Below are 13,291 nucleotides of genomic sequence, written 5' to 3'. Positions count from 1 at the left end.
CGTTGCTTTTAATTTAGGGTTATCCCTATAATGGTTTACCCCAAGACGAAACGGACTGGAGAAGACCATGAGCGAACTGACCTTGAATAGCACTGCCCGCCTGACCGACGCGCTGGAGCGCGACCTGCTCCGCGGCGCTCTCGAGAACCAACCGAATTCCCACCCGCTGACCAACCTGAAGAAGGCTGGCCAAACCGTGATGGCCGCTGTCGCCAGCGTGTTTGCCTTCATCGACGAAGTGAACGAATCGATGAACAAGGCCCGCGCCGCCAGCTCGCGCTTCTCCGGCTCTCAGTGGTAAGACCAGCTGCGCTGGACTGAATCGCGACCGATCTCCCGCGATTCAGCCCGGCGCGCTGCCGTTGCAACGGCCTGCTTGGCCGGTCCAAGCACCCCGTTCGGCGGACTCCGGCGCCTGCCCCTCACCGGCGCCATCGCGCCGCGCCGGCTCCCCTTCATGCTGTTGGGAGCCCCCGCGACGCCCTCCCGGCCCTGCTGCCGCACCCCTCCTCTCGGCGTTTTCCCTAGCGCCCGATTCGCCGTTCTTCATTGACAGCGCGCGAAGCCCCTACCGATAATCGGCCCCTTGCCGTCGTGCCTGGCGCCAAAACACCGTAAGCCCCCCGGCCGGCACCTGCTGCCCGCCCGGCCCGCCCGGTGGTTCTTGCACAGGCTCGATCCGGTTCGTTATCCATCCGGAGTTGTCACCATGAAGTTGCGCACCACCCTGGCCCTTGTGGCCGCCGCCATTCCCTTGGCAGCCGCCCAAGCCCAGACGCTGAAGATCGGCCTGTCGGCCGAACCCACTTCGGCAGACCCCCACTATCACAAGATGACGCAGAACGACGCGTTCTCCGCGCACGTCTACAGTTCGCTGGTGGGCCGCAGCGCCGACATGAAACTGACGCCCCAGCTGGCCACGTCGTGGAAGAACCTGGATGACCTGACCTGGGAATTCAAGCTGCGCGACGACGTCAAGTTCTCCAACGGCAAGCCGTTCACGTCTGAAGACGTGCTGTTCACGATCTGCCGCACGCTGAACAACGAAACCAACGTGTCGCAGTCCTACATGGACATGACCAAGCGCATCACCGACGTCCAGACGCCGGATGCGCACACCGTGATCATCAAGACCGGTGAACCCTTCCCGCTGATGCCCGCCGAACTGGCCCGTTCGCTGCCCATCGTCTGGAACGGCATCGTCGAGCACGGCAAACTGACGTTCGACCCGAAGAAGGGTTGCGGCGTGACGGGCGCCTGGCCCACCGTGGCCGACTTCAACAACGGCAAGGACGCCATCGGCACCGGCCCCTACACCCTGAAGTCGTATGTGAAGGGCACCGGCATCGAACTCGTCCGCAACGAGCAATACTGGGGCGAGAAGCCCTACTGGAAGGAAGTGAAGTTCGTGCCGGTGCCGTCCGCCGGCCCGCGCCTGACCGGCCTGTTGTCCGGCGACTTCGACATGATCGAAAACCCGGCCGCCCGCGACCTGCCGCGCCTGAAGGACAACCCGAAGTTCGGCTTCGTGGCCACGCCGTCCACCCGCCTGGTGTTCTTCCAGCCGGACGTGGGCCGCAACCCGAGCCCGTTCGTCAAGACGACCGACGGCAAGAACCCGCTGCAGGACCTGCGTGTGCGCAAGGCTATTTCCATGGCCATCGACCGCAAGACCATCACCGCCCGCATCATGGACGGCATGGCCACCCCGGCCTACCAGTTCATGCCCGACGGCATGTTCGGCGCGCTGCCCAAGGCCCCGGAAATCAAGTACGACCCGGAAGGCGCCAAGAAGCTGCTGGCCGAAGCCGGCTACCCGAACGGCTTTGAAATGACGCTGTCGTCCACCAACGACCGTTACGTCAACGACGGCCAGGTGGCCCAGGCCGTGGCCCAGTACCTGGCCCGCGTCGGCATCAAGACCAACGTGGACGCCATGACGGCCTCCATCTACTTCCCCAAGCGCGCCAAGCGCGAGTTCAGCTTCTCGATGGGCGGCTGGCCGGCGGAAACGGGTGAAGCCTCGGCGCTGTTCCAGCTGTGGGTCGCGTCGCTCGATTCCCCCAACAGCCTGGGCACCAGCAACTACGGCGGCTTCTCCAACGCCGATTTCGACAAGGTGTACAAGCAGGCCATCGTGACGGTGGACGCGCCCAAGCGTGAAAAGCTGCTGCAGGAATCCACTCAGATCGCTCTGGACAACGTGCCGCTGATCCCGCTGCACTTCGAAAGCAGCATCTGGGCCTTCCGCAAGGGCATCACCTACGAAGGCCGCCGCGACCAGTACACGCTGGCCACCTCGGTCACGCCCGAAAAGAAGTAATCAGGTCCGCCTGAACGACAGAACGGCTGCCTTCGGGCAGCCGTTTTTTTCGCCCCGCCACGCGAGCCGACGCCGGGGGCACGCCGTATGACCACACCTGATGGCCGCCCCTTATGGCCGCCCTGCCGGGCCGGCTGCCAGCGCCTGGTCCAGCTCCCGGGACAGCAGCTCGATGAACGCCTCCGCCTTGGGCGGCAGCACCCGCCCCGGCATCACCTGGATCTGCAGCGTGCGCGATTGCAGTTCGGCGTTGGAAATCGGCACGGCCACCAGTTCGTCACGCCGCAGGCTCCACGCCACCGAGATATAGCCGCTGAGCATGATGGCATCCGTGCCGAACACGAAACCGTGCAGGGGCGAGGAATCGTTGCAGGTCAGCACCGGATCCAGTTGCACCGATTCCAGCGCGCAGCCCATTTCGAAGAGCTGGCGCGTGGTGGTGCCCGCCCCCGTCAACGCCAGGGGAAAATCGCTGAGGTCCTGCAGGCTGACGCTGCGGCGGCCGGCCAGCGGATGGTTGGACGCCATGACCGCGTGCACGGGCGCGCGGCGCGAATACCGCACGCTGACCCCGTTTACCCGTTCGGCGATGAACGTCATGCCCAGATCGGCGCCGCCTTCGGCTACCCGGCGGCTCACCTCCGCGGGGGATCCGACGAACAGGTCAAAGCGGATGTTCGGCCGCTCCTGGTGAAAGCGCGCCATCACCGAAGGCACGAAGATGCGCGCGACACCTTCGACGGCGGCCACCCGGATCTCGTTGCGCGCCATGCCGCGGGCAGCAGCGATCTCCTGCAGGACCGATTCGGCCTCGAGCATGGTGCGCCGGGCGTGCGCCAGCAGCAGCTGGCCAGCCGGGCTCAAGACCATGCCCCGGGCGGCGCGCTCGAAAAGGGGCGCGCCCGCTTCCTCTTCCAGCTTGGCGATCTGCCGGCTGATCGCCGACACCGCCACATGCAGGCGCTCGGACGCGCCGCTCAGGCTGCCCGCCTGGGCAACCTCCAGAAAGTACTTCAGGGCGATTCCGTGCATGCTCAAGCCTCGCTGCCGGCGCAGACCTTTGCCTTTTAAGCAAAGCTGCCGATAAATATTCTAATTGTAGAGAAAGCTGCCAAACTCCTAGAATTCGCGGGGACCGCAACACCGCGGTGCGCGAATGAAGCTCGCCTGGCCCCAACCCCTATACAATCCCCTCGCTTCATCGGAGTTCCCATGCCCACGTCCTCGTCCGCGCCCCGTCCGCGCCCTTTCCTGCTTGCCTGTCCCGACCTGTCGGCCGAACGCCTGGGCAACACGGATACGCCGGGCGTCTGGCATTTCGATTCGGGCGTGCCGGGCAAACGGGTGATGCTGAGCGCGCTGATCCACGGCAATGAGCTGTGCGGCGCCTGGGCACTGAAGGAAGCATTGGCCGCCGGACTGCGTCCGCGCCGGGGTTCGCTGACGCTGGCGTTCTGCAACCTGGCCGCGTTCGACCGTTTCGACGCCGCCAACTACGCCCCCGCGCGCTTTGTCGACGAAGACATGAACCGCGTCTGGAGCGACGACAAGCTGGGCCTGCCCATCAGCCAGGAGCGCCGCCGCGCCGCAGAGATCCGCCCGTGGGTGGAACAGGCCGACTGGCTGCTGGACTTCCATTCGATGAGCAATTCCGACGTGCCGCTGCAGCTGACCGGCATGGAACAGCGCAATATCGACCTGGCGCTTTCGCTGGGCAACCCCGCCACCATCATCGCCGACGCCGGCCATGCCGCCGGCGTGCGCATGCGCGATTACGGCCGCTTCGGCGAAGCCGGCGACAACGGCACGCGTTCGCTGCTGATCGAATGCGGCTTTCACGGCGCGCCCGAAGCGCGCGGCGTGGCCGTCGACCAGATGGCGCGCTTCCTGCTGGAAGCCGGCACGGTCGATGCCCAGGACATCCCCGCCGGCTGGGTCGCCTCCGGCGCCCCGGCGCAGCGCGCACTGCGCGTGACGCATGCGGTCGCCGCCAAGAGCGCCGACTTCCGTTTCGCCGAGCCCTGGAAGGGCCTGGAGACGCTGGCGGCCGCCGGCACCGTGATTGGCTGGTCCGAAGGCGAGCCCGTCGCCACCCCCTACGACAACTGCGTGCTGATCATGCCGTCCACCGCGAACCTGCGGCCCGGCGTGACGGTCGTCCGGCTGGCCCAGCCTATCGCCTGATCCGCAGCCCTGATTCACCACGAGGGAGCGCCCGCCCAAGAGGCGCCCTTCGGCACGACGAGCACGACCGGCACTACCCATAACAACTAGGGAAAAACATGTCAGCCCAGGTATTCACCCGCAGCGCCTTGCTGGCCTGTACGCTTGCCGCCTGTACGGCGGCCGTCCAGGCCCAGACCCCGCCTTCCACCCTGAAGATCGGCCTGTCGTCCGAACCGACGTCGATGGACCCGCACTATCATCAGGCCACGCCGAATGATGCGATGACCTCGCACATGTTCGAGACGCTGGTGGGGCAGGACGCCAAGATGGACCTGATCCCGCGCCTGGCCACGGCCTGGAAGGCGGTCGACGACACCACCTGGGAATTCAAGCTGCGCGACGGCGTGAAGTTCTCCAATGGCCAGCCCTTCACCGCGCAGGACGTGATCTTCACGTTCTGCCGCGTGATGAACAACGAACAGTCCATCGGCGGTTCGTACCCCGCCGTCATCCAGAAGTTCGCCGATGTGCAGGCGCGCGACGGCAACACGCTGGTCATCAAGACGCACAAGCCCTATCCGCTCTTGCCCAACGACCTGACCCGCACCGCCATCCTGTGGAGCGGCATCGTCCTGCACGGCCCCATCACCTTCGACCTGAAGAACAAGTGCGGCGTGACCGGCCCATGGCCCACGGTGGCCGACTTCAACGGCGGCCGCGACGTGATCGGCACCGGCCCCTACACGTTGAAGTCCTACGTGAAGGGCACCGCCATCGAACTGGTCCGCAACGACGGTTACTGGGGCGACAAGCCGGCCTGGCCGGCGGTCAAGCTGGTGCCGGTGCCGGCGGCGGGCCCGCGTCTGACGGGCCTGTTGGCCGGCGATTTCGACCTGATCGAAAACCCCGCCGCCCGCGACGTGAAGCGCATTTCGCAAACCCCGGGCTACGGCTACGTGATCACGCCGTCCGTGCGCGTGGTGTATTTCCAGTTCGACGTGGCCCGCAGCCCCAGCCCCACGGTCAAGGCCGCCGACGGCAAGAACCCCTTGCAGGACGTGCGCGTGCGCCGCGCCATTTCGATGGCGATCGACCGCAAGACCATCGCCGAGCGCATCATGGACGGCGCGGCCACCCCTGCCAACCAGTTCCTGCCCGACGGCATGTTCGGCACGCTGCCCCATCCGCCCGAGCTGAAGTACGACCCGGAAGGCGCCAAGAAACTGCTGGCCGAAGCCGGCTACCCCAACGGCTTCGAACTGGCCGTCTCGTCCACCAACGACCGCTACATCAACGACGCCCAGATCTCGCAGGCCGTCGCGCAGTACCTGTCGCGCGTGGGCATCAAGACGACCGTCGACGCGATGACGCGGTCGGTGTATTTCCCCAAGCGCGCCAAGCGCGAATTCAGCTTCGCGATGGGCGGCTGGTCGTCCGAAACCGGCGAAGCCTCGTCTTTCCTACAATACTGGGTTTCCCGGTTCGACAAAGCGCAAGGCCTGGGCACCAGCAACTATGGCGGTTACGACAACCCCGAGTTCGACGGCGTGTTCAAGCGCGCGCTGGTGACCGTGGACCCGGCCGAGCGGGAAAAGCTGCTGCAACAGTCCCTGACCCTTGCACTGGCCGACCTGCCCAGCATCCCCCTGCACTTTGAAAGCAGCATCTGGGCGTTCAAGAAGGGGCTGGCCTACGAAGGCCGGGCCGATCAGTACACCCTGGCCATGTCGGCCAAACCCGCCAAGTAAGCACGCGGCGCCAAGAAACCCTGAGCCCACCAAGGAAATCATCACGTGGCCTTGTTCATCCTGCGCAGACTGATACAGAGTCTGTTCGTACTGCTGGCCGTTTCGGTCGTGGTCTTCTTCGCGGTGTATGCCGTGGGCGATCCGATCGAACTGCTGGTCAGCCCCGAAGCCAGCCAGGCCGCCCGCGAGGCGATGATCGCCCGCCTGGGCCTGGACCTGCCCGTGTGGCAGCAATACACCGGGTTCCTGTGGCGCGCGCTGCACGGCGACCTGGGCACGTCCTTCGTGCACGGCATCCCCGCGGTCGAACTGATCGTGCAACGCATCCCCGCCACGTTCGAGCTCGTCTTCGTGGCCATCATGCTGACCTGTGTGATCGGCATCCCGCTGGGGCTGGTCGCCGGCCTGTACCGTGACGACTACCTGGGCCGCGGCATCATGGCCTCGTCCGTGCTGGGTTTTTCGCTGCCGAACTTCTGGCAGGGCATGATGCTGATCCTGCTGTTCGCCGTCTGGCTGGGCTGGCTGCCGGCCACCGGGCGCGGCGACACCGTCACCGTGCTGGGCGTGCGCCTGTCCATCCTGACGGCCGACGGCTGGTCGCACCTGATCATGCCGGCCATCAACTTGGCGCTGGCCAACATCGCGCTGGTGCTGCGCCTGACCGCCTCCGGCGTGGTCGAGGCCCGCAGCCAGGACTACGTGAAGTTCGCGCGCGCCAAGGGCGTCAAGCCCGGCCGCATCGTGCGCCGCCACATCCTGCGCAACATCCTGATCCCGGTCGTGACCGTGATCGGCATGGAGTTCGGCAGCCTGATCGCCTACTCCACCATCACCGAGACCGTGTTCGCGTGGCCCGGCATGGGCAAGCTGCTGATCGACAGCGTCTACCAGCTGGACCGCCCCGTGGTGGTCGCGTACGTGATGCTGGTCACCCTGATCTTCGTGGTCATCAACCTGGTTGTGGACATCCTGTACGCCGCGCTCGACCCGCGCGTGCAGCTCGTGACCCCCGCTCAATAATCCGCCATGGCTAACTCTCCCAATCCCGGCCGCACCCGCACCGTCCAGCCCCTGGCTGAGACGCCGCAGCGCGCCTCCATCCTGAAGAAACTGCGCGCGCGCCCCACGGTGCGCGGCTCCGTGATCGCGCTGGCCATCCTGGTGGTCCTGGTGATCTTCGCCCCGTACTTCGCCCCGCAGAACCCGTATGACCTGGCCAACCTGTCGCTGATGGACGGCCGCCTGGCGCCGCGCCAGGCGCTGATGGACGGCAGCATCGCCTGGCTCGGCACCGACGACCAGGGCCGCGACATGCTCAGCGCCATCCTGTACGGCCTGCGCATCAGCCTGATGGTGGGCCTGTCCGCCGTCGTGCTGGCCACCGCCGTCGGCGGCGCGGTCGGCCTCGTCGCCGCCTATGTCGGCGGCCTGGTCGACACCGTGCTGATGCGCATCGTCGACTTCATCCTGGGTTTCCCGACCATCCTGGTGGCGCTGGTGCTGCTGGTGGTGCTGGGGCGCGGGGTCGACAAGGTGATCCTGGCGCTGGTGCTGGTGCAATGGGGCCACTACGCCCGCATCATGCGCAGCCGCGCCCTGCAGGAACGCCGCAAGGAATACGTGGAAGCGGCCGCCAACCTGGGCTTTCCGGCCTGGCGCATCATGGTGTTCCACCTGCTGCCCAACTGCCTGGGCCCCGTCATGGTGTTCGCCACCATCCAGATCGCCACCGCGATCGCGCTGGAAGCGACGCTGTCCTTCCTGGGGGTCGGCGTGCCGATCACCGAGCCGTCGCTGGGCCTGCTGATCTCGAACGGTTTCCAATACCTGTTGTCGGGCGATTACTGGATCAGCCTGTTCCCGGGCATCGCCCTGCTGGTGCTGATCCTTTCCATCAACATCGTGGGCGACCGCCTGCGTGAAAGCCTGGACCCCAAGCGATGACGCCCACCCCCGAAGCGGCTGCGCGCTTCCCCCTCAAGGGGGCATGCCTGCGGACCGGCGAAGCCGGCTCCGCGCGGACAAACCCACCCCCGGAAGCGCTGCGCGCTTCCCCCTTCAAGGGGGCGCGCCTGCGGACCGGCGGAGCCGGATCCGCGGCGCCTCGATCGGGGAAGAGCCGCAGCATGCGCGGCGCCTAGCGTCATGGACAAATGAAATGAGCGAAACCCTTCTTGATGTGCGTGGACTGCGCACTGCATTCCATACCGAAGCCGGCGCCTACCTGGCGGTCGACGGCGTCGACCTGACGGTGCGCCGCGGCGAGATCGTCGGCCTGGTCGGCGAATCGGGTTCAGGCAAATCCGTCACCGGCTTCTCGCTGCTGGGTCTGATCGACCCGCCCGGGGAAGTCGTGGACGGCGAAGTGAAGTTCAAGGGCACCGACCTGCGCAAGCTCTCGGAAGAGCAGATGCGCCAGTTGCGCGGCAACCGCATCGCCATGATCTTCCAGGACCCGCTGATGACGCTCAACCCGGTGCTGCGCATCGGCGAGCAAATGATGGAAGCCATCCTGACGCACGAAAACGTGTCGCGCGCGCAAGCGGAAGAACGCTGCCGCGAGGCGCTGGCGATGGTCGGCATCCCGTCGCCGGAAAAGCGCTTGAAGAGCTATCCGCACGAATTCTCGGGCGGCATGCGCCAGCGCGTGGCGATCGCCATCGCCATGCTGAACAAGCCCGACCTGATCATCTGCGACGAGCCCACCACCGCGCTGGACGTCACCATCCAGGGCCAGATCCTCTACCGCATGCAGGAGATCTGCCGCGAGCACAACACGGCGCTGATCTGGATCACCCACGACCTGGGCGTCGTAGCCGAACTGGCCGACCGCGTGGCCGTGATGTATGCCGGCCGCATCGTTGAAAGCGGGCCGGTCGAACAGGTGCTGGAATCGCCGCGCCACCCCTACACCAAGGGCTTGCTGGATTCGATGCCCGGCGCCACCCAGCCCGGCGCGCGCCTGCACCAGATCAACGGCATGGCGCCCAGCCTGGCCGGCCGCCCCTCGGGCTGTGCGTTCCGCCCGCGCTGCACCAAGGTCATCCCGCGGTGCACCGAACAAGCCCCCTCCGTTACCACCGAAGGTCCGCGCAGCTATCGCTGTTACGTGCCGATAGCCCGCGAGGCACGAGAAGCATGAGCCAAGCCGATACCCCCGTCATCGAGCTCAAGAACGTCCACAAGCGCTTCGAGCAACGTCCAGACCTGGCCCAGCGCATCCTGGCCCTGACCGGCCGCCCCATCGACCGCCGCACGGTCTATGCCGTCAATGGCGTGGACCTGTCCATCAAGCGCGGCGAAGTGGTCGGTCTGGTGGGCGAGTCCGGCTGCGGCAAGTCCACGCTCGGTCGCGTCGTGGCCGGCCTGCACCGCCAGAGCGAAGGCGAGCTGCTGTACCAGGGCCAGGACGCCGTGCGCCTGCGCGGCGCTGAAAAGCTGGCCTACACGCTGGGCGTGCAGATGATCTTCCAGGACCCGCAGGCGTCCTTGAACCCGCGTCAGCGGCTGCGCCAGATCCTGGGCGAATCGCTCAAGGTGCACAAGCTGGCCCCGCCGGCCGAGATTCCGGCCCGCATCGACCAGGCCCTGAAGGAAGTGGGCCTGGACGCCGAATACCGCGACCGTTTCCCGCACCAGATATCGGGCGGGCAGCGCCAGCGCATCGGCATCGCCCGCGCGCTGATGGTGGCGCCCAAGTTCCTGGTCTGCGACGAACCGGTAGCCGCGCTCGACGTGTCGATCCAGGCGCAGGTGATCAACCTGTTCATGGACCTGCGTGAACAGCACGGCTTCACCTACCTGTTCATCAGCCACGACCTGGGTGTGGTCAAGCACATCTCGGACCGCGTGGCGATCATGTATCTGGGCAAGATCGTGGAGATCTCCACAGCAGCCGAGATCTTCGCGCGCGCCAACCACCCCTACACCCAGGCCCTGATGGCCGAAGTGCCGGACGTGGCCCGCCGCGGCCGCAAGTTCACGCCGATCAAGGGTGAAATCCCGTCGCCGCTGAACCCGCCCCCGGGCTGCACGTTCAACCCCCGTTGCCCCCACGCCATGCCGCGTTGCCGCGAGCAGGCGCCGGTCCTGAAAGAAATCTCGGCGGGCCATTGGTCGGCCTGTCACCTGAATGAAGCGAGCGCCTGATGAAACCCTCCGACATGTCCAACGTGGACCGCATCGCCATTGAAATGGGCCATGCGGGCCGCAACGCCATCCTGTACGTGGATGAAGACCGCAACTCCGACCGTCCGTTCAAGCTGCAGACGTACCGCCCTTACGGCTACACGCCGGATCGCCCGGTCGTCATCGTGCAGCACGGCGTGCTGCGCAACGGCGACGAATACCGCGACTTCTGGGTCGAGGCCGCCGACAAGCACAAGCTGCTGATCGTGGCGCTGACGTTCTCCAACGAGATCTGGCCCGGCGTCGAAAGCTACAACAACGGCCGCGTGTTCTCGGCCGGCGGCAATCCGCGCCACATCGACGGCTGGACCTACGCGCTGGTCGGCAACGTGATCCGCGACATGATCGACGGCGAAATCACCGACGGCCAGAACATCTACCTGTTCGGCCATTCGGCCGGCGGCCAGTTCGTGCACCGCCTGATGAGCAGCCAGTCGCATGCGCCGTTCAAGGCCGTCGCCGCCGGCAACCCGGGCTGGTACACGCTGCCGACGTTCGACTTCCCGTTCCCGGAAGGCATGGACGGCGTCGGCCTGACCGAAGAACATCTGGTGAAGTTGCTGGCCTACCCGATGACCATCCTGGCGGGCGATCAGGACATCGCGACCGACGACCCCAACCTGCCGTCCGAGCCGGCCGCCATGCGCCAGGGCCCGCACCGCTTCGCCCGTGCGCAGAACTACTACGAGTTCGGCAAGAAAGAAGCCGAACGCCGCGGCGTGCCGTTCGGCTGGACGCTGCAAGTGGTGCCCGGCATCGGCCATGACGGCCGCGCCATGTCGGCCGTGTGCGCCAGCCTGTGGTTCGACGGCAAGATGCCGGATGCCGCCGAACTGGCCCGCCTGGCCGGCCAGCAGGTCGCCTGACCGCCCTCTTCCTTCCCCTTGCTGAATACCGATACCGCCATGTCCAACACTCAGAGCACTGAACAGATCGTCGCCGGCATCCAAAGCTGGCTGCAATGCGAATCGCCGTCGAACTTTCCGGAAGGCATCGCCGCGATGGCGCGCATCATCGCCGACTACGCGGCGGCCGCCGGCCTGACGGTGGAACTGTCGTCGCTGGGCCCCACCACGGGCCCGCTGCTGTACGCCACCAACCGCGCCCCCGGCGACACGCGCCCCGGCATCCTGATCCTGGCGCACATGGACACGGTGCATCCGGTCGGCACGCTGCTGGAGAACCCGGTACGCATCGACGGCGACCGCCTCTATGGCCCCGGCAGCTATGACATGAAGGCCGGCATCTACCTGGCGCTGACGGCGCTGGCCGGCGTGGCGCGCCCGGGCGCGACGCAGCTGCCCGTGGACTTTCTGGTGGTGCCCGACGAAGAAACCGGCAGCCACGCATCGCGCGTGCACATCGAGCGCTTCGCCGCCAACGCCAAGTACGCGCTGGTCTGCGAACCGGCCCGTCCCAACGGCGGCAAATGCGTGACCGCGCGCAAGGGCACGGGCATGCTGAACCTGAACGTCAAGGGCCGTCCGGCCCACGCCGGCATGCAGCACGAAAAGGGCCGCAGCGCGATCCGCGAAATGGCGCACCAGGTGCTGGCGCTGGAAGCGATGACCGACTACGACCGCGGCATCACGGTCAGCGTCGGCACCATCGCCGGCGGCACGGTCACCAACACGGTGCCGGCCCTGTGCCGTTGCGTGGTGGACTTCCGCGTGCCGGACATGGGAGCCGCGGAAGACGTGCTGCGCCGCATGCGCGAATTGTGCGCGGTGGGTCCGGATGTGGAACTGGACATCAACGTGGAACTGAACCGTCCGCCGATGGTGAAGACGCAAGCCGCGGCAGACCTGCTGGCGTTGGTGCAAGGCTATGCGGACCGGGCAGGTTTCCTGCTGGAAGACGCGCCGATGACCGGCGGCGGCAGCGACGCGAACTTCACGTCGGCGATGGGGATTCCGACGCTGGACGGTCTTGGCGCCGACGGCGACGGGGCGCATACGTTGAATGAATATATTCTGGTGTCGACGTTGGAGCAGCGGTTGAAGTTCTGGGAATTGTTGCTTCGGGAATTAGCGTAGTTTTTTTGTGGCGGATGGGCGTTCTTTAGACGCCCATCGGGTCGGCGGCCTGGGGCACGAGGGTCAACGATTGCGGTCCGGAGCCTTCGCTCCGGACTGCCCCGTCGTCATCTTCGTTGCCGCCTACGGCGGCTGCCTTCAGATTCCCTCGGGCTTATCGACGCCCCTCGCGCCCCAGGCCGCCAACCCGACGGGCTCTGGTGGCTGCAATTCCATCGCCGCCGGGGAGAATCGTGTACTTGCGTTCTCGTCAACAATTTTGAGTGGTGGAGGATCTTGCGGGGCCCGCTCCCGGCCGGCCGCGCGGGCGGCCTTTGGGAGCTTACGCATCGTCTTGCGTCGTGGTGAAGTTCGCTTCGCGTGTGGGTGGCGTTGTGGGAGTTCTTCTCTCGCGTCGTTTAGGGCAGATGAGCGTCAGTGCCAGCCCACACGACAGTCTCCCTGTTAGACGGGTGGCGCGCGCGCAGGTCTGGCTACGCACACAGCTCTCTGCCGCGCGCCACCCGTCGCTCCACCCCACCCCGTGACTGCGGGGATCATTAGCAAGCTGCTCTTCACCGGCGCGCAAGCGATCACTGCTCCGACGCTTCGACAATGCGTATGCCGAATGCGGCCGCCCGCGCGGACGCATGAGGCGGGCGACGCAAATCCCGTCAGTAATCGGGAACCTGGCAGCGCGAACCAAGACGGCGCAGCTCGTCGGCGGGGTCGGGGGGTGGCGCGCAACCTTGATGCGCCCGAGGGAATCTGAAGGCAGCGGCCGTAGGCCGCAACGAAGATGACGAGAGGGCAGTCCGGAGCGAAGGCTCCGGACCGCAATCGTGGGC

Annotated in this window: 11 protein-coding genes; 10 read left to right on the top strand and 1 reads right to left on the bottom strand. The window is 66.4% G+C overall.

Annotation, left to right across the window (positions count from 1 at the left end; all coding sequences use genetic code 11):
- Positions 1–67 precede the first annotated feature (67 nt).
- Positions 68–301, top strand: coding sequence for a hypothetical protein (locus ACO6D5_RS05005; RefSeq protein WP_006227251.1), 234 nt, complete (start codon positions 68–70; stop codon positions 299–301).
- 408 nt (positions 302–709) lie between these two features.
- Positions 710–2,323, top strand: a complete 1,614-nt coding sequence (locus ACO6D5_RS05000; protein ID WP_006227252.1) for an ABC transporter substrate-binding protein — start codon at positions 710–712, stop codon at positions 2,321–2,323.
- Between the two features lie 111 nt (positions 2,324–2,434).
- Here the strand turns inward: ACO6D5_RS05000 and ACO6D5_RS04995 are convergent, their stop codons facing one another.
- Positions 2,435–3,355, bottom strand: a complete 921-nt coding sequence (locus ACO6D5_RS04995) for a LysR family transcriptional regulator (protein ID WP_035214047.1) — start codon at positions 3,353–3,355, stop codon at positions 2,435–2,437.
- Between the two features lie 180 nt (positions 3,356–3,535).
- Between ACO6D5_RS04995 and ACO6D5_RS04990 the strand changes: the two genes are divergently transcribed.
- The 8 genes from ACO6D5_RS04990 (at position 3,536) to ACO6D5_RS04955 (ending at position 12,464) form a co-directional block, all read left to right on the top strand.
- A complete protein-coding gene (locus tag ACO6D5_RS04990; RefSeq protein WP_485824761.1) occupies positions 3,536–4,507 on the top strand; it encodes a M14 family metallopeptidase in 972 nt (323 codons plus the stop codon).
- 98 nt (positions 4,508–4,605) lie between these two features.
- Positions 4,606–6,237 carry an ABC transporter substrate-binding protein gene (locus ACO6D5_RS04985; RefSeq protein ID WP_485824760.1) on the top strand — a complete coding sequence of 544 codons (1,632 nt, stop codon included), beginning with the start codon at positions 4,606–4,608 and terminating at the stop codon, positions 6,235–6,237.
- A gap of 45 nt (positions 6,238–6,282) precedes the next feature.
- Positions 6,283–7,260 carry an ABC transporter permease gene (locus tag ACO6D5_RS04980; RefSeq protein ID WP_169271512.1) on the top strand — a complete coding sequence of 326 codons (978 nt, stop codon included), beginning with the start codon at positions 6,283–6,285 and terminating at the stop codon, positions 7,258–7,260.
- Between the two features lie 6 nt (positions 7,261–7,266).
- Positions 7,267–8,184 (top strand): ABC transporter permease, encoded by a 918-nt coding sequence (locus tag ACO6D5_RS04975; protein ID WP_088591027.1) that lies wholly within the window; start codon positions 7,267–7,269, stop codon positions 8,182–8,184.
- Between the two features lie 214 nt (positions 8,185–8,398).
- Positions 8,399–9,382: an ABC transporter ATP-binding protein gene (locus ACO6D5_RS04970; protein WP_315846951.1), complete on the top strand. Its 984-nt coding sequence runs from the start codon at positions 8,399–8,401 to the stop codon at positions 9,380–9,382.
- A complete protein-coding gene (locus tag ACO6D5_RS04965) occupies positions 9,379–10,389 on the top strand; it encodes an oligopeptide/dipeptide ABC transporter ATP-binding protein (protein ID WP_315846952.1) in 1,011 nt (336 codons plus the stop codon). Before ACO6D5_RS04970 ends, ACO6D5_RS04965 begins: the two co-directional genes overlap by 4 nt.
- On the top strand, positions 10,389–11,294 hold the full coding sequence (locus ACO6D5_RS04960) for a prolyl oligopeptidase family serine peptidase (protein WP_006227260.1): 906 nt from the start codon (positions 10,389–10,391) through the stop codon (positions 11,292–11,294). Before ACO6D5_RS04965 ends, ACO6D5_RS04960 begins: the two co-directional genes overlap by 1 nt.
- Before the next feature lie 39 nt (positions 11,295–11,333).
- On the top strand, positions 11,334–12,464 hold the full coding sequence (locus tag ACO6D5_RS04955; protein WP_315139716.1) for a M20 family metallopeptidase: 1,131 nt from the start codon (positions 11,334–11,336) through the stop codon (positions 12,462–12,464).
- Positions 12,465–13,291: the final 827 nt, after the last annotated feature.

This window comes from Achromobacter sp. (assembly GCF_057314935.1).
The sequence above is the reverse complement of the archived record's forward strand: the minus strand, read 5'-3'. Positions and strand labels throughout refer to the sequence as shown.